The organism is Aurantimonas sp. A3-2-R12 (genome assembly GCF_036016755.1).
Lineage (GTDB): Bacteria > Pseudomonadota > Alphaproteobacteria > Rhizobiales > Rhizobiaceae > Aurantimonas > Aurantimonas coralicida_A.
In genome coordinates, this window is the sequence record NZ_JAYXIH010000006.1 from 73986 (window position 1) to 98859 (window position 24874).

Annotated in this window: 26 protein-coding genes; 18 read left to right on the forward strand and 8 right to left on the reverse strand. The window is 65.1% G+C overall.

The features are described 5' to 3' along the window. The first annotated feature begins 138 nt into the window (after positions 1-138). The gene (locus VSX60_RS05050; protein ID WP_327623061.1) at positions 139-1281 is read left to right on the forward strand and encodes an MFS transporter; all 1143 of its coding nucleotides are present in this window, start codon (positions 139-141) and stop codon (positions 1279-1281) included. Here VSX60_RS05050 and VSX60_RS05055 read toward each other — a convergent pair. Continuing rightward, complete coding sequence (locus VSX60_RS05055; RefSeq protein ID WP_327623062.1) at positions 1251-1940, reverse strand: DapH/DapD/GlmU-related protein; 690 nt, start codon at positions 1938-1940, stop codon at positions 1251-1253. The genes VSX60_RS05050 and VSX60_RS05055 overlap by 31 nt on opposite strands. A gap of 212 nt (positions 1941-2152) precedes the next feature. Here VSX60_RS05055 and VSX60_RS05060 point away from each other — a divergent pair, with 212 nt between their 5' ends. The 5 genes from VSX60_RS05060 to VSX60_RS05080 all read left to right on the forward strand — a co-directional run bounded on the left by VSX60_RS05060 (position 2153) and on the right by VSX60_RS05080 (position 7500). Continuing rightward, on the forward strand, positions 2153-3508 hold the full coding sequence (locus VSX60_RS05060) for a selenium-binding family protein (protein ID WP_327623063.1): 1356 nt from the start codon (positions 2153-2155) through the stop codon (positions 3506-3508). 37 nt (positions 3509-3545) lie between these two features. Next, positions 3546-3902, forward strand: coding sequence for a 2Fe-2S iron-sulfur cluster-binding protein (locus VSX60_RS05065; protein ID WP_327623064.1), 357 nt, complete (start codon positions 3546-3548; stop codon positions 3900-3902). 104 nt (positions 3903-4006) lie between these two features. Further along, positions 4007-4600 (forward strand): SCO family protein, encoded by a 594-nt coding sequence (locus tag VSX60_RS05070; RefSeq protein WP_327623065.1) that lies wholly within the window; start codon positions 4007-4009, stop codon positions 4598-4600. Between the two features lie 132 nt (positions 4601-4732). Further along, a complete protein-coding gene (locus VSX60_RS05075) occupies positions 4733-6628 on the forward strand; it encodes a cation:proton antiporter (RefSeq protein ID WP_327623066.1) in 1896 nt (631 codons plus the stop codon). Continuing rightward, the gene (locus VSX60_RS05080; RefSeq protein WP_327623067.1) at positions 6628-7500 is read left to right on the forward strand and encodes a 50S ribosomal protein L11 methyltransferase; all 873 of its coding nucleotides are present in this window, start codon (positions 6628-6630) and stop codon (positions 7498-7500) included. Before VSX60_RS05075 ends, VSX60_RS05080 begins: the two co-directional genes overlap by 1 nt. Before the next feature lie 105 nt (positions 7501-7605). Here the strand turns inward: VSX60_RS05080 and VSX60_RS05085 are convergent, their stop codons facing one another. Next, complete coding sequence (locus tag VSX60_RS05085) at positions 7606-7815, reverse strand: hypothetical protein (RefSeq protein WP_327623068.1); 210 nt, start codon at positions 7813-7815, stop codon at positions 7606-7608. A gap of 240 nt (positions 7816-8055) precedes the next feature. Between VSX60_RS05085 and VSX60_RS05090 the strand changes: the two genes are divergently transcribed. Continuing rightward, the gene (locus VSX60_RS05090; RefSeq protein WP_327623069.1) at positions 8056-9885 is read left to right on the forward strand and encodes an aminopeptidase P family protein; all 1830 of its coding nucleotides are present in this window, start codon (positions 8056-8058) and stop codon (positions 9883-9885) included. Positions 9886-9988: 103 nt separating this feature from the next. Here the strand turns inward: VSX60_RS05090 and VSX60_RS05095 are convergent, their stop codons facing one another. Further along, positions 9989-10468: a BA14K family protein gene (locus tag VSX60_RS05095; protein WP_327623070.1), complete on the reverse strand. Its 480-nt coding sequence runs from the start codon at positions 10466-10468 to the stop codon at positions 9989-9991. Positions 10469-10687: 219 nt separating this feature from the next. On the opposite strand from VSX60_RS05095, the gene VSX60_RS05100 reads away from it, so the two are divergent. The 6 genes from VSX60_RS05100 (at position 10688) to VSX60_RS05125 (ending at position 16507) form a co-directional block, all read left to right on the forward strand. Next, the gene (locus VSX60_RS05100) at positions 10688-11353 is read left to right on the forward strand and encodes a DsbA family protein (RefSeq protein WP_327623071.1); all 666 of its coding nucleotides are present in this window, start codon (positions 10688-10690) and stop codon (positions 11351-11353) included. A 257-nt stretch (positions 11354-11610) separates the two neighbouring features. Beyond that, positions 11611-14094 carry an HWE histidine kinase domain-containing protein gene (locus tag VSX60_RS05105; RefSeq protein ID WP_327623072.1) on the forward strand — a complete coding sequence of 828 codons (2484 nt, stop codon included), beginning with the start codon at positions 11611-11613 and terminating at the stop codon, positions 14092-14094. Between the two features lie 204 nt (positions 14095-14298). Next, positions 14299-14547, forward strand: coding sequence for an accessory factor UbiK family protein (locus VSX60_RS05110; protein ID WP_327623073.1), 249 nt, complete (start codon positions 14299-14301; stop codon positions 14545-14547). 277 nt (positions 14548-14824) lie between these two features. Then, a complete protein-coding gene (locus tag VSX60_RS05115; RefSeq protein WP_206454212.1) occupies positions 14825-15325 on the forward strand; it encodes a YbjN domain-containing protein in 501 nt (166 codons plus the stop codon). Positions 15326-15327: 2 nt separating this feature from the next. Further along, positions 15328-16143: a pyrroline-5-carboxylate reductase gene (gene proC, locus VSX60_RS05120; RefSeq protein ID WP_327623074.1), complete on the forward strand. Its 816-nt coding sequence runs from the start codon at positions 15328-15330 to the stop codon at positions 16141-16143. Between the two features lie 4 nt (positions 16144-16147). Continuing rightward, on the forward strand, positions 16148-16507 hold the full coding sequence (locus tag VSX60_RS05125; protein WP_327623075.1) for a tRNA-binding protein: 360 nt from the start codon (positions 16148-16150) through the stop codon (positions 16505-16507). Positions 16508-16513: 6 nt separating this feature from the next. On the opposite strand, the gene VSX60_RS05130 is transcribed toward VSX60_RS05125, so the two are convergent. The 3 genes from VSX60_RS05130 to VSX60_RS05140 all read right to left on the reverse strand — a co-directional run bounded on the left by VSX60_RS05130 (position 16514) and on the right by VSX60_RS05140 (position 19252). Continuing rightward, entirely contained in the window at positions 16514-17809 is a 1296-nt protein-coding gene (locus VSX60_RS05130) for an ATP-binding protein (protein ID WP_327623133.1), read from the reverse strand. A 172-nt stretch (positions 17810-17981) separates the two neighbouring features. Then, positions 17982-18707, reverse strand: a complete 726-nt coding sequence (locus VSX60_RS05135) for a response regulator transcription factor (RefSeq protein WP_327623076.1) — start codon at positions 18705-18707, stop codon at positions 17982-17984. Next, positions 18704-19252 carry a MarR family winged helix-turn-helix transcriptional regulator gene (locus tag VSX60_RS05140; RefSeq protein WP_327623077.1) on the reverse strand — a complete coding sequence of 183 codons (549 nt, stop codon included), beginning with the start codon at positions 19250-19252 and terminating at the stop codon, positions 18704-18706. The genes VSX60_RS05135 and VSX60_RS05140 overlap by 4 nt, the downstream gene beginning before the upstream one ends. A gap of 183 nt (positions 19253-19435) precedes the next feature. On the opposite strand from VSX60_RS05140, the gene VSX60_RS05145 reads away from it, so the two are divergent. The 3 genes from VSX60_RS05145 to VSX60_RS05155 all read left to right on the forward strand — a co-directional run bounded on the left by VSX60_RS05145 (position 19436) and on the right by VSX60_RS05155 (position 21849). After that, positions 19436-20326 (forward strand): branched-chain amino acid aminotransferase, encoded by an 891-nt coding sequence (locus tag VSX60_RS05145; protein WP_327623078.1) that lies wholly within the window; start codon positions 19436-19438, stop codon positions 20324-20326. Positions 20327-20361: 35 nt separating this feature from the next. Further along, the gene (locus VSX60_RS05150; protein ID WP_327623079.1) at positions 20362-21033 is read left to right on the forward strand and encodes a spermidine synthase; all 672 of its coding nucleotides are present in this window, start codon (positions 20362-20364) and stop codon (positions 21031-21033) included. Positions 21034-21207: 174 nt separating this feature from the next. Further along, positions 21208-21849 (forward strand): MBL fold metallo-hydrolase, encoded by a 642-nt coding sequence (locus tag VSX60_RS05155; RefSeq protein WP_327623080.1) that lies wholly within the window; start codon positions 21208-21210, stop codon positions 21847-21849. Here VSX60_RS05155 and VSX60_RS05160 read toward each other — a convergent pair. Together VSX60_RS05160 and VSX60_RS05165 are read right to left on the reverse strand one after the other, a co-directional pair. Further along, on the reverse strand, positions 21782-22678 hold the full coding sequence (locus VSX60_RS05160) for a hypothetical protein (RefSeq protein ID WP_327623081.1): 897 nt from the start codon (positions 22676-22678) through the stop codon (positions 21782-21784). The genes VSX60_RS05155 and VSX60_RS05160 overlap by 68 nt on opposite strands. A gap of 204 nt (positions 22679-22882) precedes the next feature. Next, on the reverse strand, positions 22883-23098 hold the full coding sequence (locus tag VSX60_RS05165) for a cold-shock protein (protein WP_327623082.1): 216 nt from the start codon (positions 23096-23098) through the stop codon (positions 22883-22885). Positions 23099-23395: 297 nt separating this feature from the next. On the opposite strand from VSX60_RS05165, the gene VSX60_RS05170 reads away from it, so the two are divergent. Beyond that, positions 23396-24046, forward strand: coding sequence for a pyroglutamyl-peptidase I family protein (locus VSX60_RS05170; protein ID WP_327623083.1), 651 nt, complete (start codon positions 23396-23398; stop codon positions 24044-24046). Then, on the forward strand, positions 24043-24864 hold the full coding sequence (locus VSX60_RS05175; RefSeq protein ID WP_327623084.1) for a class I SAM-dependent DNA methyltransferase: 822 nt from the start codon (positions 24043-24045) through the stop codon (positions 24862-24864). Before VSX60_RS05170 ends, VSX60_RS05175 begins: the two co-directional genes overlap by 4 nt. Positions 24865-24874: the final 10 nt, after the last annotated feature.

A 24874-nucleotide genomic window follows, 5' to 3' on the forward strand; every position in this document is an offset into this window, starting at 1 on the left:
CGGCGAGGCGGTGGCAAGCGGGGGAGGGCGTGCTTTGGCGACATGCCCCGCGGGCCGACCTTATCGAACCGCCGCTTCGCGCTATGTTGCGGCTGCGAAGCGCCTGCCCGCGTGGTGCGCCAGGAGAATTCATCGTCCATGACCCAATCGAGCTATGCCGCACAATCGGGTGCTACCGGCCAGGGCGCTCTCGGCACCGTATTGACGGTGTTGTTCGCGCTCGCCTGCGGGGCGCTCGCGGCCAACCTCTATTACGCCCAGCCGCTGGTCGCGCAGATCGGCTACGCGATCGGCCTCGTCCTCTTGGTGCCGCTCGGCGACCTGATCGAGAACCGCAAGCTGATCCTCGTGACGATGTCCGCCAATGTCGTCAGCCTCGCCGGTCTTGCCCTGGCGCCGGGCCTGACGACCTTGTTCGCCATGATGCTGGTCGTCGGCGTCACCTCGACGGCGGCGCAGATGCTGGTGCCGCTCGCCGCCAATCTCGCGCCCGCCGCCGAGCGCGGCAAAGTCGTCGGCAATGTCATGAGCGGGCTTCTCGGCGGCATATTGCTGGCCCGGCCGGTCTCCAGCTTCCTCGCCGACTATGTCGGCTGGCGCGGCGTCTTCGGCCTGTCCGCGGGGCTGATCGCGGCGCTTGGCCTGGCTGGCCTGATCCTGTTGCCGCGCCGCGAGCCCCACGGCGAACGGAGCTATGCCGTGCTGATCGGCTCGCTCGGCAAGCTGTTCATGCGCCAGCCGGTGCTGCGCCGGCGCGGGATCTACCATGCCGCGATGTTCGGGGCGTTTTCGCTGTTCTGGACCGCCGCGCCGGTGATCCTTCTGCGCGCACCCTACAATTTCACTCCGAGTGGCGTGGCGCTGTTCACGCTGGCCGGCGTCCTCGGCGTCTTCGCCGCACCCGTCGCCGGACGGCTCGCCGATCGCGGCTACACCCGCATCGGCACTATCGCGGCGATTGCGACGGTGATCGCCGCCTTCGTCGCGGCGCTGTTCGGCGGCGTATCGCTGGCTGCCCTGGTTGCCGCAGGCATCCTCATCGACCTCGGCGTGCAGGCCAATCTGGTTTTCGGTCAGCGCGAAATCTACCAGCTCGACGCGACCATCCGGAACCGGCTCAACGCCGTCTACATGACCACCTTCTTTCTCGGCGGGGCGATCGGATCGGCATTATCCAGCCCGGTTCTCGAAGCTTTCGGCTGGGTCGGCGTCTGCATCATCGGCATCGCCATGCCGGCGGCGGCGCTGGCCTATTTCCTCGTGGCCGACGAGGCGGACTGAGCGGCGATGTCGGCCGTTTCCCACTTGTCGAGGAAAGCTTCGATCGACAGCGCCTGCATGTCGGGGATCGCGTCAAATAAAACCTCCGGCGGCCAGTCCCACCAGGTGAGGCGCTGGAGCCGCTCGGCGATGTCGGCGGAAAACCGCGCGCGCAACGGCCTTGCCGGCACGCCGGCGACGATGGCGTAGGATGCGACGTCCTTGGTCACCACCGCATTCGCACCGATCACCGCGCCGACGCCGATCTGGACCCCCGGCATCACCACCGCGCCATGACCGACCCACACGTCATGGCCGATCGCGACGCGCTTCGCGCTGCGGTGTTCGCGCCAGTCGGCGTCGATCGGCAGATAGCGGAAATACTCGTTCGGCCGGTAGCTGAGCTTGTGGGTCGTCGGTCGCTCCATCGGGTGGTCCAGCGCGTTGATCCTGACATTCGCCGCGATCGAGCTGAATTTGCCGATGTCGGTGTAAATGGCCTCGCCGCCGCGCTCGAAATAGGAAAAATCGCCGACCGAGACGTCGCGCAGGAGCACCCGCGGGCCGATTTCGACGAAGCGGCCAAGGCGGCACTCTTTCAGTTCGGCGGATGGGTGGATGCGCGGCTCGGACGAGCGCAAGCGCAGGTCGTCATCATTGGCGCGTTGGTTTTCGTCCATCCCATGGGCTCCGTTCCGCGACCGCTTTCCTCGCCGCGGCGGTCCCCGTGGCTCTAAACCGCGGCGCGGCGTCGGTACAGGCCGGCCGTGCGGAAGCGGCGGGGAGACGACAGAAGGCGCATCGTCGCGGCCAGTTGGCTATGCTGCCGACTGGCGGGATCTTTCTCTATGACGTAAGGTAAATCGCGGCACCGTGGAACCGGGAGGATCCGATGGCGGAGAATGGTTGTTGCGGGCCGGGCTATGCCTCGCCCAAGGAGGCGATGCAGGCTCAGCGGGAGAAGCTGCTTTACACGGTCGCTCTGTACGTTGGCACGGGGGTGGAAAAGCCGGATTATCTGGCGACGGTCGATGTCGACCCGGATAGCCCCACCTATTCCAGCGTCGTGGCGCGCACCGAAATGCCGCAGATCGGCGACGAGCTGCACCATTCGGGCTGGAACGCCTGCTCGTCCTGTCACGACGATTCCTCGAAATCCCGCCGCTATCTGCTGATGCCGGGCGTGCGGACCTCGAACATCAACGTGATCGACACGGCCGACGCCGCGAACCCCAAGCTACACACGGTGGTATCCGGCGACGAGATCAAGGCGAAGACCAACCTGTCGGCGCCGCATACCGTGCATTGCCTCGGCTCGGACATCATTATCTCGATGCTGGGTGACGCCGATGGCAACGGGCCCGGCGGTTTTCTGCATCTCGACGAGAATTTCGACATCGTCGGCCGCTGGGAGAACGAGCTCAACGGCATGAAGTACAATTACGATTTCTGGTACCAGCCGCGCCACAACATGATGGTCAGTTCCGAATGGGCCGCGCCGAACACCTTTCTGCCGGGCTTCGAACTCGACGACGTCGCCGCCGGCAAATACGGCCAATCCGTCCATTTCTGGGACTTCAAGGGCAAGAAGGTGGCCAAATCGGTCGATCTCGGCGCGGAGGGCATGATTCCGCTGGAGGTGCGCGGCCTGCATGACCCGGAATCGCATCACGGCTATTTCGCCGCGACGCTGTCGTCCAACGTCTTCCATTGGTGGAAGGACGATGCCGGCGAACCCCAGTTGGAGAAGGTGATCGATATCCCCACGATCGATGTCGCGGGCTTCCCGGTGCCGATGCCGTCGCTGATCACCGACATCCTGATCTCGATGGACGACCGCTACATCTATTTCGCCAACTGGCTGCATGGCGATCTCAGGCAATACGACATCGCCGATCGCTCGAATCCGAAGCTGACCGGCCAGGTCTGGCTCGGCGGCATGCTCGGCAAGGCGCCGGAGGTCAACGGCGTCACGGTGCAGGGCGCGCCGCAGATGATCCAGCTGTCGCTGGACGGTAAGCGGCTCTACGTCACGACGTCGCTGTTCTCCACCTGGGACAATCAGTTCTACCCGGGCATGAAGGAGAAGGGCGCGCAGATGTTCATGATCGACTGCGACACCGAGAAGGGTGGCATGTCGATCAATCCCGACTTCGTCGTCGATTTCGGCAAGGAGCCGAACGGTCCGGCGCGCTGCCATGAGATGCGCTATCCGGGCGGCGACGTGACCAGCGACATCTGGATGTGACGCGGGTCGGCGGCCGGTCCCTCGACGGACGGCGCGGGTGGTGAAAACCCATCGGGTCAAGCTGGTGAATCGAAACGGCCGCGTCCTCGATGTTAGTGAGGATCAGCCGATCCTTGACGCCGCCGAGGCGGCCGGGCTGGTCCTGCCCGTCGCCTGCCGCTATGGCGGCTGCATCACCTGTGCGGCGCGACTGATCTCGGGCAAGGTGCGCCAGCCAAAGGGGACGGCGCTGAACCGCCGGCAGAGCGCGGCCGGCTATATCCTCTTGTGTGTTGCCCGGCCTCGTTCCGATTGCGTCATCGGGGTCGGCGTCGAGAGCCATGGCGATCTGTATCGCAATCCGTTCAGCGTCCCGCAAATCCCGAGGGCAGGCTCGCCGGGCCAAGGGTCATAAACCCTCGCCTCGTGCGGTCGGGCCGTGCTATTTGCGTCCGGAAATCAAATCTGACGCGCCGGAGAGGTGGGCGGGGTCTTCGCGATTCCCGCACCAAGAACGATATGAACTCAGTTTCGATCCTACGCGCGGCTCTATGGGCACTGGTGGCACTGCTGGCGGGCGCGGTGGTGGCGCTGGTTTTCCTTTATGGGCAGGGCAGCCCCACGGTAGCCGGCGAGCCATACGGGACCCCCTTTGCGCTCGTGGATCAGAACGGCGCGCCGATCACCGAAGCCGTTCTGACCGGCCAGCCCTCGGCCGTGTTCTTCGGCTTTACCCATTGCCCTGAAGTTTGCCCGACGACGCTCTACGAGCTTGCCGGTCATCAGAAGCGACTGAAGGAGGAGGGAAAATCCCTGCGCGTCGTCTTCGTGACCGTCGATCCCGAGCGCGATACGCCGGAAATCCTCAAGGACTATGTCGCCGCCGTTGGTCCGGACATCACCGCGATCACCGGTGCGCCGGACAAGATCTCCGCCATGCTGAAAGGCTGGGGCGTCTATTCGGCGAAGGTGGGCGACGGCTCGGACTATTCCATGGACCATACGGCGACGACATTCCTGTTGGACGCCGATGGCGCGCTGGCCGGCACGCTGGCCTACGGTGAAAAGTCCGACACCGCGCGCGCCAAGCTGGATCGGCTCGTCGGGCTTTGACACAAGGGCGGAAGCAAGCATTCGGCGCGGCGCGGGCAAAGACCCTTGTCGCCGCTCGGCAAATCGCGCCACCCATTTCCTTCGTGCCGTTCGGGCCTAGTTGGGCGACGTCGCTCGCAAGGATAATCGCATATGGATGATCTCGCCGCCCAGATCGCCCTCATCGGCGCCGCGGGCATCGCCTCGCAGTGGCTGGCCTGGCGCCTGCAGATCCCGGCGATCGTGCTCCTGCTCGCCGTCGGTCTCTTTTTCGGTCCGTTCACCGGCTTCATGAATCCGCGCGCGGATTTCGGCGAACTCTATACGCCGCTGGTGTCGACCGCGGTCGCGATCGTGCTGTTCGAGGGCGGGCTGACGCTGAATTTCCGGGAGATCCGGGAAACGTCGAAGGCGGTGCGGCGCATCGTCATCGTGTCCGGACCGCTGGTCTGGATCATGACCGCGCTCGCCGCCCACTATGTCGGCAATTTGTCCTGGCCGACCGCGATCATCCTCGGCGCGGTCCTGGTGGTCACCGGGCCGACGGTGATCATGCCGCTCCTGCGCCACGCCAAACTGAAGACCCGGCCGGCGTCGATCCTCAGATGGGAGGCGATCGTCAACGACCCGCTCGGCGCGTTGTTCGCGGTCATCTCCTTCGAAACCTTCCTCGTGCTCACAGGGGCGCACGAGGCCGAGAACCTGATCCTCAACGTTATCCTGGCGATCGTTATCGCGATTCCCGGCGGTATTGCGGCGGGGCGCGCGCTCAGCTGGCTGTTCAGCCGTGGGCATGCTCCCGAATATCTGAAGGCACCGATCCTCTTCGCCGCCGTCGTCGCGATGAATTCGATCACCAATCTGGTGCTTGAGGAGGCCGGGCTGCTCACCGTCACCGTGATGGGCATCACCATGGCCAATGCCCGGATCGCCAGCATCACCGAGCTCCGGCGGTTCAAGGAGACGATCACCACGCTGCTCGTCTCGGGCCTGTTCATCGTACTGACCGCCTCGCTGCAGATGGACGTGATCCGCAGCCTCGAATGGCGCGTCGTCGGCTTTCTGGCCCTCGTGCTGTTCCTGGTGCGGCCGCTGGCCGTCTTCGTCGCGACGATCGGCGCCGGGCTCAGCTGGAAGGAGCGGCTGCTTGTCGGCTGGATCGCACCGCGCGGTATCGTCGCGGTTGCCGTCGCCGGCCTGTTCGGCGCGACGCTTACGCGGATCGGGGTGACCGATGGCGACCGGATGATCGCCTATACGTTCGCGCTGGTCGCCGCCACGATCGTCCTGCACGGCTTTTCGCTGGGGCCGCTGGCACGCCTTCTCGATCTGCGATCGGCGGATCGGCCGGGCGTCCTCTTCGTCGGCGCGTCCCGCTTCACCATCGCCTTCGCCCGCCGCCTGAAGGCGCAGGAGGTTCCGGTTCTCATCGCCGACGGCAATTGGTCGCGCGCCTCCGAAGCGCGGCTGGCCGAAGTTGAGGTCTGGTATGGCGAGATTCTGTCGGAGCAGGCCCACCACTCACTTAATCTATCGCGCTTCGACCACATGGTGGCGGCGACCGACAACGACGCCTACAACGCCTTGATCTGCACGGATTTCGCGCCGGAGATCGGCCGTTCCGATGTATTCCAGATCGGCGATCTGGGCGTTTCCGATCGCCAGTCGATGAATTTCACTATCGGCGGCCTGCCCTTGTTCAAGCCCGGCAAGAGCTATGCCGAGCTGCGCGACCTCATCGTCGACGGCTGGACCTTCCAGGCGACGCGGCTGACCGACGAATTTGGTTACGAGCGCTTCGCCGAGACGCGGCCGGAGGAAACCCACGTCCTGTTGTGGATCAAGCCATCGGAAAGCCTCGTCTTCGCGGCGTCCGAAGGATCGGGCGAACCCGACGAAGGCGACACGATCATTTCCTTCGGCCCGCCCCGGCCGGAGCGCGAGCAGGATAAGATCGTGAAAGCGACGACGACCGAACGCGAGGCCCGTGCCGAAAAGGCTCGCAAGACCACCGAAGCGGCGTCTGCCAATGTCGCGGCCGCCGACTGATGAGCCAGTCGCGCTACTTCCTCCGGGCTGGCAAGGCCGAGGCCGAGGCCGTCTATGAAGCCCTGGACATGGCCTTCGAAGAACATGGCTCGCCGGTGGCGATCAGCGAAATCGACGAGGCGAGGGGGCTGTTCGAGGTCTCCGCCTATTTCGACGCCGCCGACGCCCACGCCTGGGAAGGCATCTTCGCCGAGGCGGTCGGCCCGGCTCTGGCGGGTCGAATCGAGCGCGAAGAGCTTCCCGACAAGGATTGGATGGCCGACGTACTCAAGGCATTGAAGCCGGTGCGTGCCGGCCGCTTCCTCGTCCATGGGGCTCATGATCGCGACAAGATCGCCGCCAACGACCTCTCTATCGAGATCGAGGCCGGGCAAGCCTTCGGCACCGGCCATCATGGCACGACGGCCGGTTGTTTGACGATGATCGGACAGATCGCTACGCGGCGCCGTCCGCGCAACGCGCTCGACCTCGGCACCGGAAGCGCGGTGCTGGCGATCGGCCTGGCCAAGCTCGCCCGCGTCCCGGTGCTCGCGACCGACATCGATCCCGTGGCCGTGCGCGTCGCCAAGGCCAATGTGGTCGCCAATGGCGTCGCCCCCTTCGTCACCAGCGTCACTGCGGTCGGCTTCGCCGCGCCGGGGATCCGCGCGCGCGCGCCGTTCGATCTGATCGTCGCGAATATTCTCGCCGGGCCGCTGATGCAACTGGCGCCGCAATTCGCGCGGCATCTGGCGCGGCGCGGCGACATCGTGCTGTCGGGCATTCTGGTCCGCCAGCGGGACGCGGTTCTGGCGGCCTTTCGCGTGCAAGGGCTTTTCCATCGGCGCACGCTGGTGATCGGCGACTGGGTGACGCTGCATCTGGCCCGGTGAGGAGCGCAAGCGGCGTCAAGACGCGAAAACGCCGGCGCGCAGTTTCCCGCGGCCGGCGTTTTGATTCTGTGTGACGTGCCGATGGCGCGCGAAGCGCCCGCTGGATCAGCGACGCTCGGGCGTGCGCCCCTCGAACAGCGACTCCCGCCCGCCCAGCTCGAAGCCATCGCGTCCGAGAAACGCCATGCGGTCTTCGATGTAGCGTCGGGCCTCGCGCTCGCGCGCTTCGATCATGCGGTCCAGCATGCTGCGCATGAAGCCTTTGGAGCGGCCGGCGCCGCGGTGGGACAATTCGGTGTAGGTCGTCGTGGCCATCGCAATATCTCCTGATGCGGTTTGCTGGCCTCCCCTTGCAACCAATATGCGACCTGGGGTCCGATTCAGGTAGAGTCATTCCTGCATAGGTGCCTGCCCTTTATTGCATTGCACAACGGTAGGGCGATTCATGTCTCGTTAACCTTTCGCGCCGCGCTCTGCCCGCTTATGGTCCCCGCGGTCGGCCGCGGGTCGCGCCGTTTTCATCCCGTCCTTACTCGTTTCCTGCCAGAGCCGCCGATGTTTCAGAATTTCGACCAGACCACCGATTTCTCGCGCAGTGCCGAACGGGTCCGCCAGCTCCGCGCCGGGTTCGGGGAATCCGGCATCGACGGTTTCATCGTCCCGCGCGCCGACGAGCACCAGGGCGAGTATATCCCCCCCTCGGCCGCGCGGCTCGAATGGCTGACCGGCTTTTCCGGCTCGGCGGGGGCGGCGGCCGTTCTCGCCGATCGCGCCGTGATTCTGGTCGATGGGCGATACACGTTGCAGGTCCGCTCCGAAATCGATCCCGCGGTCTTCGAGCCGTTATCGTCCGTCGAAACCTCGCTAACCGACTTTCTGACGGTCGCCGCGCCCGGCAAGCGCATCGGCTACGATCCGTGGCTGCATACGGTGGCGGAGATTCGGACGCTGGCGGACGCTATCGAGGCGGATGGCGGACAGCTCGTCGCGCTTCCGGCCAATCCGATCGACCGGATCTGGAACGATCGGCCGGCGCCGCCGAAGGCGCGGGCGGTTATCCATCCGGAGCGCTTCGCCGGACGCCCGGCGGCGGGCAAGCTGGCCGATCTGGCCAGGCGGATCGGCGACGCGAAGGCCGACGCCGCGCTTCTCACCGACCCCGCCTCGATCGCCTGGACCTTCAATATTCGCGGCGCCGACGTGCCGCACACCCCGCTGATGCTGGCCTTTGCCATCCTGCGCGCCGACGGCCGTCCGACCCTGTTCGTCGATCCGGACAAGCTCGACCCCGAGGTCAGGGACTATCTCGCGGCGCTTTGCGATCTGGCATCGCCGGACGATTTCGAGGCCGCGTTGAAGCGGGAGGCGGCCGACCGCGCGATCGGTCTCGATCCGCAATTGGGCGCCGCGCGACTGGCGACCATCGTAGAGGCGGCCGGCGGCACGCTCGTCGACATGCCGGACCCGGCGCGGCTGCCACGGGCGATCAAGAATACCGGCGAGATCGCCGGTTCGCGGACCGCTCACCGACGCGACGGCGCGGCGGTCTCGAGCTTTCTCGCCTGGCTCGATCGGCAGCCGCCGGGAAGCATCACCGAGATCACCGCAGCCCAGCGGTTAGAATCGTTGCGCGCCGAGTATGGCGAGCGGGACGGGCACCCCTTGAGGGACATTTCCTTCGATACGATCGCCGGTTCCGGTCCGAACGGCGCGATCGTGCATTATCGTGTCAACCGGGGGAGCGACCGGCCTCTCGGGGAGGGTGAACTCTTTCTGCTCGATTCCGGCGCCCAGTACGAGGACGGCACCACCGACATCACCCGCACGATTCCGATCGGCCAGCCAAGCGCCGAGATGCGGACGAAGTTCACGCTGGTGCTGAAAGGCATGATCGCCATCGCCACGGCGCGGTTTCCCAAAGGGACGCGCGGTGTCGATCTCGACCCGCTGGCCCGGATCGCCCTATGGAAGGCCGGCTGCGACTACGCCCACGGCACCGGTCATGGCGTCGGCTCCTATCTCGCCGTGCATGAGGGGCCACAAACGATCTCCAAGCGCGGCATGGCGGTGCTCGAAGCCGGCATGATCCTGTCCAACGAGCCGGGATATTACCGCGAGGGCGCCTACGGCATCCGGATCGAGAATTTGATCCTGGTCGAGCCCGCGACAGCCATTGCGGGCGGCGATCTTGCGATGCATTCCTTCGCGACACTGACGCTCGCGCCGATCGACCACCGGCTCATCGAGCCAACGCTGATGAGCCGGGAGGAAGTCGACTGGGTCGATGCCTACCACGCGGAGGTGCGAGAGACGCTCGCCCCGTTGATGCGGGCCGAGGACCGGGGCTGGCTGGAGGCGGCGACACGCTCCATCAGCACGGGCTAACTGGTTCGCCCGTTCCGCGTGGGCGATGCTTCAAGACATCGAGGCCCGTTCCTCCGGTCTCGATGTGGATTGGTGCGTGACGGGCCATCTGCGGCCCATGACGTCAGCGGCAGAGGCGGCGCCGGCCATTATAGGGCTGGAACGTGCCCGAGCGCGCGTCAAACGACCGGTATTTGGCCGCGCAATAGCGATACCACTCGCCTGACCAGGCCGCCGGCCTGCCGCGGTAGTAGCGGGGCGCGGCCCGATAATAACGCGGTGCCGGGCGGGAGTAGCGCGGTTGGCTAGCAATTGCTGCGCCGATGCCGAGGCCCACGATACCGCCGATGATCGCCGCGCCGCCGGAACCGAGGCCGCGGTGGCGACGATAGTAACGGCGGTTGCCGCGGAAGCCACGATGGCCCCCGTCATAACGACCTCCCCGGTAATATCGACCGCCGCCAAAGGAGCCGCCGCCATAGTGACCGGCCTCCGCCTGCGATATTCCGACGAGGGGTGTGTTGGCGGGCGCTGCGGCTGGTGCCACCGACAGCGCAAGCCCCAGTGCGAGGGATTTGACTGCCAACGATTTGAAGAACTTCATGTCGACCTCCTGCATTACCAATACTTTAACACTTAGGTAACGATTGGGAAGCTGAACGGCTCCTGAACAAATTGGTTGCTCACGAAAGCGTGGTTGGGAGCCCCGAACCGCCGGGACGGTGATAGCCCTCAACACGCCCCTTGCCGGTATGTCCCCGCGCGACAGGTGAAGGGCGCGGCGCTGTATCGCCACCCATGACTCGAAAGGCCGATTGCCATCATGTCCGACAACCCGTCTTCATTGCCGCAAACGCCCCATTTGATCTATTTCGCCGATCCCATGTGCTCATGGTGCTGGGGCTTCGCGCCGGTCATGGATGCGATCGCCGAACGTTATCCGGATTTAGCAGTCCGCCTCGTGCTGGGCGGCCTCAGGCCGTTTACCGACAAGCCGATGGACGCGAGCGCCAAGGCAGATATCCGCAACCATTGGGAGCACGTGCGCGACGCCTCGGGGCAACCCTTCGACTTTGCCTTTTTCGAGCGGGAGGGATTCGTCTACGACACCGAACCGGCCGCGCGGGCGGTTGTGACCGGCCGCCAGCTCGGACCCGAGAAGGCCATCGCGCTCGAACACAGGATCGCCCGAGCGTTCTATGCCGAGAATCGTGACGTCACCAACTCCGACACACTGGCCGATCTGGCGGCGGAATTGGGCTTCGATCGCACGGCATTTGTGGCGGCGTTCGCGCGCGAGGAAACCAAACAGGAAACCCTGGGTGATTTCGCGCTGTCCCAGCGCGCCGGCGTCACCGGCTTTCCAACCCTGATCGCCGGGCCGCAGGCGGATGGCAATTACGCCCTCGTCACCGCCGGCTATCAGCCGCCCGAACCGATCCTCGCCCGGATCGGGTCGTGGCTCGCACAAGTCGATCCGGCGGCATGAGGAAGCGGCCTAATCCGCCTCCGGGGCCCTGACTAGGAACGCCGTTCGGGATCGTTGGTCGTCGAGCTATTTTCGTCGAGACCGGAATGGAAATATCCGGCTGCCATTGACAATAACGGAATAGATTGCAGGTTGCGTCGTTACGCCACGCCAGGGTCGACAAAGCCTCTGCTGCGGTAGCATAACTGAACGTCTCACGGGACGGGGCGATTTGTGGCAGTGATGGGTTGGCGTAATGCCGCCCCGGGGCACGGCGGATGGATGCGATTGAGACGCCCGTAACGCATATCGGCTCGACGGTCCCCGTCTTCCTGCGCGGCGGCGGCAAGATGGGCGCGCTTATCCGGGCGCATGTGTGGCGGGATTCGCCGCTCGGCCCTCCGCAGGGCTGGTCGTTGCCATTGCTGACGACCGTGCGAACCCTGCTTGGCTCGAAAGTTCCCATGCTGGTCGCATGGGGCCCCGATCTGCGCGTCCTGTACAACGACAGCTATGCACCGCTCCTGAACGACCGGCATTGCGACGCGCTGGGCCACCCTTTGGCGCAGGTATGGGACGAGATCTGGTCGGATGTACGACCCTTCGTTGACGGCGCCCTCGCGGGTGAGACGACGGGGGCCGACAACTTGCCGATCGTCATTCCGGGAGGTGGCCTCGAGGAGCAGCGGTATTTCAGCTTCTCCTGTTCCCCGGTCTACGATCAGACCGAAACGGTCGGCGGCATTCTCGTGATCAGCGTCGAAACCACCGGCGACGTGCTGGCCGATCGACGCCTGAATTTTCGGATAGCGCTCAAGGACCGGCTCCGCGATCTGGACGATCCGCACGAGGTGATGTTCGCCGCCGCCGAAACCCTCGGCCTCCACCTGCGTGCCGATCGCGTGGGCTATGCCGAGATCGACGCCGACACCATGTTTTTCGTTGAACGCGATTGGTGCGACGCCGGCATGCCAAGTCTCGCCGGCCGTCACCGCCTCGACGATTTTGGTCCGGCGCTGATCGCCGAGTTCCGCGCCGGCAATACGGTCGCATTCGCGGATGCTCTGACGGAGCCGTTGACATCGGGCGAGGGCGTCGCCGAAGCCTTCCATTCGGTCAGCACCCGCGCGGCGATAACCATGCCGCTCGTCAAGAACGGAACCTTGGCCGGGGTCCTTTACGTACACGGCCGGGAACCCCGGCATTGGACAGAATCCGAAAAAGGACTCGTACGCGAGGTCGCCGAGAGCACTTGGGCGGAGGTCCAGCGTGCGCGGTCGGAATCGGCCCTGCGCGAAAACCACCGGCGGCAGGACCTGCTGCTGCGTTTGCTGGATGGGCAACGCAAGACGCATGACGACCAATTCATTATGCAGGCCGCTGCCGAAGCGGTTGGCCGACATCTCGTCGTCGATCGGGTCGGTTTCTTCGAGATGGCGGAAGATAACACGCTTCAGTTTCTGTCGGGGTGGACCGATGGCCGGCTGCCGCTGTTGACGGTGCCTTTGCCGTCCATCGGCATCGGCACAGGCTATTTGGCCGAGGTTCGGGCCGGCAAGACGCTGGGCATCAGCGATACGCGAGCGGATCCGCTGACCGCGGACTCGTTGTTCGGCGAGATCGGGACCGTTTCGCTGATCGGTGCGCCGATCATTCGCGAGGGCCGCTGGCAGGCCGGCCTTTACGTCAATCACGCCGAGGCGCGTGCGTGGACGGACGACGAGATTGGCCTTGTCCGGGAAGTCGCCGACCAGACCTGGGACGCCGTCGAACGCGCCCGGGCAGAGCGGGCGCTGCAGGGCAGCGATGCGCGTCTGCATCTCGCCCTCGATGCCGGTCGCATCGGGGCCTGGTCGCTCGACATCGGCCGCGACAGCGCCGATCGCACACCGCGACATGATGCGATCTTCGGCTACGAGACGCCGGTGGCAGAGTGGAGCTTCAAGCGCTTCCTCGACCATGTCCTGCCCGAGGAGCGCGACCGGGTCCAGTCATGCTTCCAGTCCGCGGTCGAAGGTCAGACCGAGTGGCACCTGGAATGTGGCATCGAGCGGGCGGACGGCGCGCGGCGACAGATCGAGGTGAGCGGTCGTCCGCAGCGCGATGGGGCGGGCACCGTCATCGGCTTCATTGGGGTGGTCATCGACATCACCGAGGAAAGGCACGCTGAGGAGCGACAGGCTCTGCTGGTTCGCGAGTTGCATCACCGCGTGAAGAACAACCTCGCCACAGTGCAGTCGATTATCAACTTCACCCTGCGCACGTCCGAGAGCATGGAAACGTTTCAGGCCGGCATCGGCAATCGGATCGGAGCTCTGGCGAGAAGCCATACACTGTTGACCGACAATGAGTGGGACGGGGCGGAATTGGAGCACATTCTCCGCGCCGAATTGGAGCCCTATGACGACGGCGGACGGCTGCAACTCGAGGGGCCGCGTTTCTTCCTGCCCGCCGATGCGGCCGTGCCACTCGCCATGGCGGTCCACGAATTGACTACGAACGCCGCCAAATATGGAGCCCTGTCGGTCGAAGAGGGTCGGTTGGACATCCGATGGATGACCGAGGCCTCGCAGGAAGGGCGCAAGCTGAGCCTGGATTGGATCGAGAGGGACGGTCCGCCGGTCTCCCTGCCTACCCGGCGAGGATTCGGGACGACTCTGCTCGAACGGCTGCTGGGGCGTCAACTCGCGGGCGGTGTCGAAATCAAATACCTGCCGCAAGGCGTTCAGGTCCGCATCAAGGCATTGATCCAGAATTCCTGAAACCGGCCGGCTTCCGGCAACGTTGCGGGGGTCGGCTCACGCCCATCTGCGGCGGCGGCGGAACCGATCGAACCGCGTTCCGGTAGGCCAGACCATTGCCATGGGGCCAAGCGCTCTCTACCTCCCAACAGAAGCAACGCCACAACACCATAGCGGAGACGATCCATGTCCACTTCAGGTCCCGGCCGGCAGGGCCCCAACCGAATGCTCGACGAGTTCGCGCGGATGATGACCGACGCCGCCGGTGCCGCCCAAGGGGTGCGCCGTGAGGTGGAGACGGTGTTCAGGGCACAGGGCGAGCGCTTCCTCAACCAGATGGATCTCGTCCAGCGCGAGGAATTTGAAGCTGTTCGCGACATGGCCGCGAAGGCGCGTATGGAGAACGAAGTTCTGAAGAAGCGGCTTGATGACCTCGAGGCACGCGTGCCCAGTGCCAAGCCGAAGGCCGGCTGACAGGTTCTCCACAGGCAATCAACAACTTTCGAACAACCTATGGTCGAACCGGATTATCCTTTGCCGAGAGTCGCTTAAGACTCCCGGCGAGGCCCTTCTCCGGGGTGCCAAAATCGATTGACGGTGAATATTTGGTTAACGCCCCTTAGCGCGAGGACTCGCGGTCTATATGCTGATTCATAAGGGTGATTCGACGCTGTGCGGTGGCGGTGTCACCCCTGCGGGGCGCCTTGGCGGCAATCGGCATCCCCGCCGAATTGGATACGGGGACGTGGACATGAGTCTGATTGAATTTGCCTCTTTGAGGCAGTCTCATCCGGTCGATATGATCGAATGGGTCGCTGCGGCTCGGGAATGGGCGTTCGAGCGCTCGGGCGACGACGAGATCGCGGTGGCGGTGGCCGGAGTCTGGACCGATTACTCGGTTTCGTTCTCCTGGCTGGAGAATATCGAGGCGCTGCATTTGGGTTGCGCCTTCGACCTCAAGATCCCCGCGCATCGTCGCTCCGAAGTGCTCCGGCTACTGGCGCTGATCAACGAGAAGCTGCTCGTCGGACATTTCGACCTCTGGCAGCAGGAAGGGGCGGTGATGTTCCGCCACGCGCTGCTGCTGTCCGGTGGCGCCGAGCCGACCAGCCAACAGGCCGAACGGATGCTGGCGACGGCGCTGGAAAGCTGCGAGCGCTTCTATCAGGCATTTCAGTTCGTCGTGTGGGCCGACAAGATGGCCGACGATGCGCTGGCTTGCGCGATTTTCGAGACCGAAGGCGAAGCGTGAGCATGGCCGGCGCGCAACAGCGCATCCTGCTTCTGGGCGGCGGCAATATGGGCGCGGCGCTGCTGGGCGGCTGGCTGGAAAGTGGGCTGGAACCATCGCGCGTGCTCGTCGTCGATCCAAGGATCGGCGATGCCCTGCGTCCGCTGATCGACCGCTACGGCGTGCGCCATGCGATAAGCGTCCCGGATGAGGCGTTCGACGTCGCGCTTTTGGCGGTGAAGCCGCAGATGATGGGCGAAGCGCTTCCGGCGTTGCGCGCCGCGCTCGAACCGGCAAGCCTCGTGGTGTCGATCGCCGCCGGCACGAGCGTCGCGGCTATCGAAGTGCAACTCGGCGAAAGGCCGGTGGTGCGGGCCATGCCGAACACGCCGGCGCTGATCGGCCGGGGCATCACCGGCGCCTACGCCAATGCGCGGGTCGAAGCCGCGGGGCGCGCCGTCGCGGACGGTCTCCTGTCGGCGAGCGGCCCGGTTGAGTGGGTCGAGAGCGAGGCCCTGATCGATGCCGTAACCGGCGTCTCGGGCAGTGGCCCAGCCTATGTGTTCTATCTCGCCGAATGCCTGGCGAAAGCCGGCGAAACGGCGGGACTGCCGGCCGATCTCGCGATGCGGCTGGCGCGGCACACGGTCGCCGGCGCGGGCGAGTTGATGATCCGGTCCGAGGACACGCCGGAAAAATTGCGCCGGAACGTCACCTCGCCGAACGGTACCACCCAGGCCGCGCTCGATGTCTTGATGGCGGACGACGGTTTGGCGCCGCTGATGCGGCGGGCCGTACAGGCAGCGCGCGACCGTGCCGAGGCATTGTCGAGGGAGTAGGCGAATGTCGGCAGGCAAGGGTCCGGCGCCGGAAATCGGCTTCGACGATTTCATGAAGGTCGATATCCGCGTCGGCACCATCGTCGAGGCGGCGCCGTTTCCCGAAGCGCGCAAGCCGGCGTTTCGCCTGACCATCGACTTTGGCGCGCCGATCGGCCGTAAGAAATCCTCCGCCCAGATCACCGCACATTACGATGCCGAGGCGCTGGTCGGCCGGCAGGTGCTCGCCGTCGTCAATTTCCCGCCCCGGCAGATCGGCCCGATGATGTCGGAGGTGCTGACCCTCGGCGTCCCGGACGCGGCCGGCGAGGTCGTGCTGTTAGCGCCGGGCCACACCGTGCCCGACGGCGGCCGGATGTTCTGAGCCGGCTTAAGCCGGCACGCGAATGAGCGCGCGCAAACCGCCGAGATCGCTGTCCGACAGGAGAATGTCGCCGCCGTGGCTGCGGGCGATATCGCGGGCGATCGCAAGGCCGAGACCGGTGCCGCCGCTGTCGATGTTGCGGGCGGTGTCGAGCCGCACAAACGGCTTGAAGACTTCCTCGCGCTGTTCGGCGGCGATCCCGGTGCCGTTGTCCTCGACGGTGATGGTCAGCCACCGCCCCTGGTGGTTGGCGCGGACGCGGATGCGGTCGCCGTGGCGCAAGGCGTTGGTGACGACGTTGGTCACCATGCGGGTGAAGGAATCCGGCCGCACCGCGAGGCGCGGATCGCCGACGATTTCGACCGAGATCTGCTTACCCTTCAATTTGGCTTCGGTCCGGAATTTGCCGAGCACCGGGACAAGGTCGAGTTCACCGACCTCCTCGGCCGCCTCGTCCTTGGCAAAGGCGAGATAACCCTCGAGCATGCGCTGCATTTCGTCGACGTCGGCGTTCAACTCGTCTTGGTCTTCGCCTTCGCCGAGCAGGGCAAGCTGCAGTCGGAAACGCGTCAGGATGGTCCGCAGATCGTGGCTGACGCCGGTCAGCATGGCCGTGCGCTGTTCCATCTGTCGCTCGATTCGGTCGCGCATCTGGATGAAGGCAAGCGAGGCGCGCCGGACCTCCGAAGCGCCGCGCGGGCGAAAGTCCGGCGGCATTGGCTGGCCGCGCCCGAAGCCCTCGGCCGCCGCGGCCAGAGCCTGGATCGGACGAATCTGGTTGCGTAGAAACAGGATGGCGATGATCATCAGCACCAGCGACGTTCCGACCATCCACACCAGGAAAATATGGGTGTTCGAAGCATAGGCGGAGTTGCGGGGCGCGAACACGCGCAAAACCTTCTCGTCCAGCTGGATGCGGACTTCGACTATCTTGGATTGGCCGACCGTATCGATCCAGAACGGTCGCCCGATCCGGGCGGTGATCTCCTCGCTGAGGATGCCATCGAGGATGTTGAAGAACGGCTTCGGACCCAGAGGGGGCAGGGGACCCGGCGGCAGTACCGAGACATTGAGACCAAGCCGGTTGCGAGCAATGCCGATGACCTGGGAATAGTCGCTGCCCGGCGACTGTGCTTCGACGAGGTCGGTAATAGCCGCGATGTCGCGCACCACGGCGGTCGACAGCCTATGGGTCACGAGTTGCCAGTGCCGCTCCATGAACACCACCGTCACCACGCCCTGTAGCAGGACCACCGGTGCGATGATGATGATCAGGGAGCGCGCATAGAGCCCCTTCGGCATGAAACGCTGGATGATGCGTGGAATGGGTCGCAAGGGCCCGCGCCAGATGTCGATCGTCGGCAGCTTGCCCCACCGCCAGCGCGGCCGCCACGCGCGGCGCCGGGTAGACGCTGCGAACCGCCACGGCCGCTTTTGGATGAGGCGTTCGATCAGGGTCACGGCCGCTCCGGCCTCAATCCGTGTTCAGGCGATAGCCGATGCCGCGCACCGTCTGTAGCCACAGGGGATTCGCCGGATCGCTCTCGATCTTGCGACGCAGGCGGTTGATCTGAACGTCGACGGTGCGCTCGCCAACCTCCGTCTCGTCGGCAAGAAGATCCTGACGCGGGATCGTCTCGCCCGGATTGCCGGCGAACTGGGACATCATCTCCTGCTCGCGTTCGGTCAAACGAATGATCTCCGGCCCGCGTTTGAGTTCGCGGCGCGACAGCGTGAAGGTGAACGGACCGAAGCGCACATGTTCCAGTTTCTGGATCGGGGCCTGGCTCCCGCGCCGCAGGATGTTGTTAATACGCAGCAGCAGTTCGCGTGGATCGAACGGCTTCGGCAGATAATCGTCGGCACCGGCTTCCAGCCCTTCAATCCGCTGCTCGGTCTCCGAACGCGCCGTCAGCATCAGCACCGGCGATTGTCGGTCGGCGCGGAACGAGCGCACCAACTCGATGCCGTTCTCCCCGGGCATCATCACATCGACGATCAGGAGATCGAAGTCGAGCCCCTCCAGGATTCGCCGGGCCTCCCTGGCGTTAGCGGCCATCGAGACGCGAAAATTCTGCTCCGACAAGAACCGCGACAGCAGCGAGCGGATGCGGCGGTCGTCGTCGACGACGAGAATGTGGGGGGCATCGTCTCCCAGCGATGTCACCTCGCCCGAGGTCTCACCGGCAAACTCGTTCATAGCGGTTCTTTCCAATTGATGCCTTGCTTCTTGAACCACTCCCGCGTCGCCGGCCGATCTGCCGCCATCTGCCTGAGAAAGGCGCCGATCGGCGCGGCGTCGGTGGGCGCGGCGTCGCTCAAGGCCGCGTCGATCCGGCGCGCCTGCTCCCGCGAAAGCTCCAGCGTCAGTTCGCGCCCCTTCACGGTCGGATAGAGGCAGCGCTGCCGGCGATCCTCCACCCCCGGCATCTGACGGATGAAGCCATCATCAATGAGTTGGCGCAACACCCGCGACAGCGATTGCTTGGTGATCTGCAAGAGGTCGAGGAGATCGGTGATGGTCATGCCGGGCGCGCGGTTGACGAAATGCAGGATACGGTGATGGGCGCGCCCGAACCCGTAGCGGGCAAGGATCGAATCGGCATCGGCGGTGAATTCGCGATAGGCGAAGAACAGCAACTCGATCATCCGGAAGTCCGGATTTCCGAAGGTCGGCAGGGGCTCCCGCACAATGGCTTCGGCGGCATTGTCCGTGCGCACGTCGGAGGTCAGGGCAGCATCCATAATTTAGGTCAGCACTATTGACGTAATTTCCTACCATTGTTACACCGGACGGCGAAGAGTGGAAACCGTCGCTGGTCCGCCATGAATGGGCCAGGGACATTGACGCGGATCCACCCCTCGGCCGACAGTCGACCGCCGCCAGATGATGATAGGGAGGACGCCGGAACAGGCGTCGCGAGCACCATGAGCAATGTTCCATTCGACCAGCTTGACGGCGAAATCTGGTTCAACGGCCAGTTCGTGCCCTGGAAGGACGCCAAGATCCACGTGCTGACGCACGGGCTGCACTATGCCAGCGCCGTCTTCGAGGGCGAGCGGGCCTACGGCGGCACGGTTTTCAAGCTGCGCGAGCACACCGAACGCTTGATCGCATCCGGTCGCATGCTCGGCTTCGCGCTGCCCTACAGCGCCGACGAGATCGACGCGGCGACGAATGAACTGCTCAATCGGCAGGGTTTCGCCGACGCCTATGTCCGGCCGATCGCCTTCCGTGGCTCGGAGATGATGGGCGTTTCGGCCCAGAAGAACCGCATCAACGTGGCCATCGCCATCTGGCAATGGCCGAGCTATTTCGATCCCGAGCAGCGCATGAAGGGCATCAGGCTGGATCTGGCGGAGTATCGCCGGCCGGACCCGCGCACGGCGCCCTCCAAGGCCAAGGCCACCGGCCTCTACATGATCTGCACGATCTCCAAGCACGCGGCGGAGGCCAAGGGCTATGCCGACGCGATGATGCTCGACTGGCGCGGCCAGGTCGCCGAGGCGACCGGCGCCAACGTCTTCTTCGTCAAGGACGGCATCCTGCACACGCCGACGCCCGACTGCTTCCTCGACGGCATTACCCGCCGCACCGTGATCGATCTCGCGCGCCGCCGCGGCATCGAGGTGAAGGAGCGGGTGATCATGCCGGAGGAACTGGCAAGCTTCGAGGAATGCTTCCTTTGTGGCACGGCGGCCGAGGTGACGCCGGTCTCCGAGATCGCCGACTGGCGGTTCACCCCCGGCGAGACGACCCGGCGGCTGGTCGACGATTACGCCGACGCCGTACAGCCGAAGCGCGCGGCGGCGGAGTAGGACGCCCGGCGGGCCGGCCGGACGGCGATGCGGCAATGATCCCCTGGCAAAAGCTCGACAGCGCGACGATTCCCGGGACGACTGGTGAACTCCGGCTGATGCGGCGCGGCACCGAGTTCTCGATCATGCTCGGCGACAACGAGCTGATGAACAGCCGGCTCTCGGGCTCGGAGGAAGCGCTCGCGCGCCTGTCCTGCGAGAGGATCGCCGACCGGGCGAAGCCGCACGTCCTCGTCGGCGGGCTCGGCATGGGGTTTACCCTCCGCGCCGTCCTCTCCCATCTCGGCGGCGACGCGAGCGTGATTGTCGCCGAGCTTGTGCCGGCGGTGGTCGCCTGGGCGAAAGGCCCGATGGCGCATCTCGTCGACGGGAGCCTCGACGACCCCCGCGTGAGCATAACGGTGACGGACGTCGCCGAGCTCATTCGCGGCGGCAAGGCAGCTTATGACGCGATCCTTCTGGACGTCGACAACGGCCCCGAGGGTCTGACGAGCCGCGCCAATGACGGTCTTTACGATCTCGGAGGACTGGAAGATGCGCGACGCGCGCTGCGTCCAGGCGGGGTGCTGGCGGTCTGGTCGCAAGGGCCGGACAGCGGCTTTACCGGACGGCTTCGCCGGGCCGGCTTCAGCGTCGACGAGGCGCGTGTGCGCGCCAGCCGCACGGGCCGTGGCGCCCGGCACGTCATCTGGATCGCGACGACATAGGTCCGCGCGTCGCGGAAACCACGTCCAAGCGTTTCGCGAAAGCTTTCCCAGAGCCAAGCAGCATTTGCGCCAAGGGGCAGCGGCGGTTATCCCGTGCTCAACATGGCGGCCGCGCGATCCTGGCTAAGGCTGGACATCAACGCCGACGCACAACTGGTTGAGGAGACTCCCGTTTTGACACAACTCAGCGCCGAGATCGTGCCGGTCACGCCGTTCCAGCAGAACTGCTGCATCCTCTATGACACCGAGGCCAAGACCGGCGTCGTGGTCGACCCCGGCGGCGATGTCGAGCGGATCGTCGCGGCGATCGAGGCCGCCGGCATTGCCATCGAGGCGATCTGGCTGACCCACGGCCATATCGACCACGCGGGCGGTGCCATGGAGCTGAAGGAGCGGCTCGGCGTCGACATCGTCGGACCCCATCGGGACGACGCGTTTTTGCTGTCAGGTCTCGAGAACCAGGCGCTGATGTTCGGCGTCGGCGGCGCGGTGCGCAATTGCACGCCGGACCGCTGGCTGGAAGAGGGCGAGACGGTCGGCTTCGCCGGGCATGTCTTCGAGGTGCTGCACACGCCGGGCCACGCGCCCGGCCATGTCGTATTCTACCATCGCCAAGCGAAGTTCCTGCATGCCGGCGACGTCCTATTCGCCGGTTCGATCGGACGTACCGACCTGCCGGGCGGCGACCATGCTGCCCTGATCCACTCGATCAAGCAGAAGGTACTGCCGCTCGGTGACGATGTCGGCTTCATCTGCGGTCATGGGCCGGGCGGACGCCTTGGTGACGAGCGCCGTACCAACCCCTTTCTGACCTGATAGCCGCGCCCCGTCGGGCCGCGATCAACCGCCAGGGCAGAACAGGGATTTGCCCGCCGCGTCCAATATAGGTGCCGAAATTCGGATCGAAGCTGGGATACGCGCGGGTGCAGGCACTCAGCCATTCCCGCGTCCACGGCTCGCCAGAGCGCGCCTTGCGCACAGGGCGCGCGCTTCGATCCAACTTTGCGGCGGCATGTCGGTCATAGTTTGGAGCGATGCGGATGATCTTCGCGCCGCCGGTCTCGATGATGTCGATGCCGGAAGTCGGCATGGGACGGCGATCCAGCCGTTCGCGCGCCACGTCGATGACTCGCGGTCCGTTCGGCATGGCGCCGAGGCCGGAATGCCGCTTCCATGCCGAGGCGCGGGAGGGCAGGGCGCGGCGATCGGAGGATCCGGTGGATATCATCGTGAAGGAACCCTGCGAGCGTGCCGAAGCCCCCTGTTTCTCGACTGCGCGCCAAGCACGATTTCGCCCACGCACGGTCAGGACGTCGAAATTCGGCTTGCGTTTGATCGACCCGCCGTCCTCCAGAAACTCCTCCCGTTCATTGGTGGAATAGATATCGGGAGCGGTTCGTATGCCGCCCCCATCCTCGATCAACTCTTCCCGCTCGTCCGTGACGTAGATATCGGGCGCAGTCCGGATGCCACCGCCATCCTCGAGAAATTCCTCGCTCTGAGCGGAAAAGTCGATGATCTGGGCGGTTCTGACGTCGCGATTACTGTTGTGGGACGTTTCGCTCGAAGCGGGCCCCGAGGCCAGCATTAGAAAGGACAGCGCAGCTGCGGTCGTGCGAATTGCCAAGCGGTTTCGGCGTTGCATGACGATCTCCCGTTTAGGCCCCTTGCGAGGCGTTCGGCAGAGCCCTTGCACGTGGCGTGCCAGACGATTCTGTTCCATCCCGGCACTCCACCACGGAGATCGGAGACAAAAAAGCCCGCCGTGCGATGCGCGGCGGGCTATCCCAAGCTATTTTGTCCCGTTACGGCACTTTCGCGCCGGTTTCATCGACGCTTCGGTCCGCCGTCAGTCGGCCGCTTCGAGGTTGACAGCCTTGGGGCCCTTGCCGCGCTTGTCGGGTTCGGTTTCGTACGAGACCTTCTGGTTCTCCTCCAGACCAGGCAGGCCGGATGCCTGCACTGCCGAGATATGAACGAAGATGTCCACGCCGCCGTCGTCCGGCTTGATGAAGCCGAAGCCTTTCTCGGTATTGAAGAATTTGACCGTCCCGGTTTGTGCCATTATCGGGGTCCTTATCCTGGCATTACGTGTCGCCGTGTGGCGGTGGCAGGCAAGTCTTGACGAGGAAGGGAACCGATACATCGTGGTATCCGGTTTCGGTATACCACCCGGAGGAGGCGCCTCCGATACGCAGTTCGTCCATTACCTTTGTTCGCGAAATTGCCCAAACATCCCTTGAATGCTATCCCGCGCCGGGCGTTGCAAGTAAAAGTTTCTTGGCAAGCTTCACGTTTCATTTTGGGACAGGCGGTCTCACCCGACCTCCCGCACCGCCCACTGTTCAGGCTCATGCGTTCCATGTCGTTACTCTTCGCCGGCTTTTCTTCCTTTCCGAGCGCGCCGCGCAATCCGACCGAGGATCTGGCGCGCGCGTTGCAGTGCGAGCGAGTCCGCTCCGATGGTCTCCACGCTGAGATTCTGCCCGTCGAGTGGGAGGGGAGCTGGTCGCGGCTTAAGGCCGCGATCGAAGCCGTGCGCCCGACGACCGTTGTGCTGTTCGGCCTCCACCAGCGCGCCGAACGCCTTCGCATCGAACTGGTCGCGCGCAACCGTCGCGAGCTCGGCCATGCCGACGCGGTCGGCGGCTTCCCATCGGGCCCGGCGGTGCTGGACGGTCCCCAGTCGCTGCCTGCAAATCTACCGTGGAACGACGTCGCCGCCGCCTTGCGCAGTGCCGGCGCCTCCTTCGAGTGGTCGACCAATGCCGGCGGCTATCTCTGCAACGATACGTTCTACCGCCTTGCCCATTATGCCACAGCGCTCGGCGTGCAGCGTTTCGGTTTCATCCATGTTCCGCTGAGCGATGAGGCGGTGGCTGACACCGTCGCGAGCGAAGCGGTGCCGGACGTGTTCTGCAGCGTGCCGGCGGCAACCATCGAACGGGCGGCGCGGGCGCTGGCGGCGGCGTTGCACGCCGGCGCGGACGCGAGCCAGGAAGCGTACCTATGAGCGGGTTCGACGAAGCGGCGTTGACGGACGCCTATGAAAGGGCGCTTTCGCTGGAAAAGGCCGGCGCGCACGCGGCCGCTGCCGAAGCCTATCGCGAGTGTCTGGTGATCGATCCCGAGGACCATGGTGGCGCGGCGGTCCGCATCGCGGCGATGGGTCTGGGCGAGGCTCCGGAATCGGCCGGCGATGCCTATGTGGCGACGCTGTTCGACCAGCATGCCGAGGCGTTCGAGGACATTCTGGTGCGCCAGCTCCGCTACGGCGTTCCAGCGCTGATGGCTGCTCGAATCGCAGAGATCGCGCCCGGTCCCTACCAGCGCGTGCTCGATCTCGGTTGCGGCACCGGGCTTGCCGGCGAGGCGCTACGGGATCGGGCGACGACACTGCTCGGCGTCGATCTGTCGGAAGGCATGATCGAGACGTGTTTCGACAAGGGTATCTACGACGATCTCTATATCGGCGAGGCAGTCGGCTTCCTCGCCGAGTTCGACGAGGAAGAACCGTTCGACCTGATCGTCGCCGCCGACGTGCTGCCTTATCTCGGCGGCCTCGACGCGCTGTTTTCCGGAGTCGCCGCACGGTTGGCGCCCGGCGGAATCTTCGGATTTTCAACCGAGACGCTGTCCGAGGCGACATTCGCCGGACGCGATTTCATGGTCGGCCCGCACCAGCGCTTCCATCACCGCGAGACGTATCTTGGGGACCGGCTCGCGGCGCATGGCTTCGATTGCCTGGAATGCGGACCGATCGTCGTCCGCCTCCAGGAGGGGCAGCCGGCCCCTGGTCATCTGGTGCTGGCGCGGCGTCGGGACTGGTGAGCCGACACTG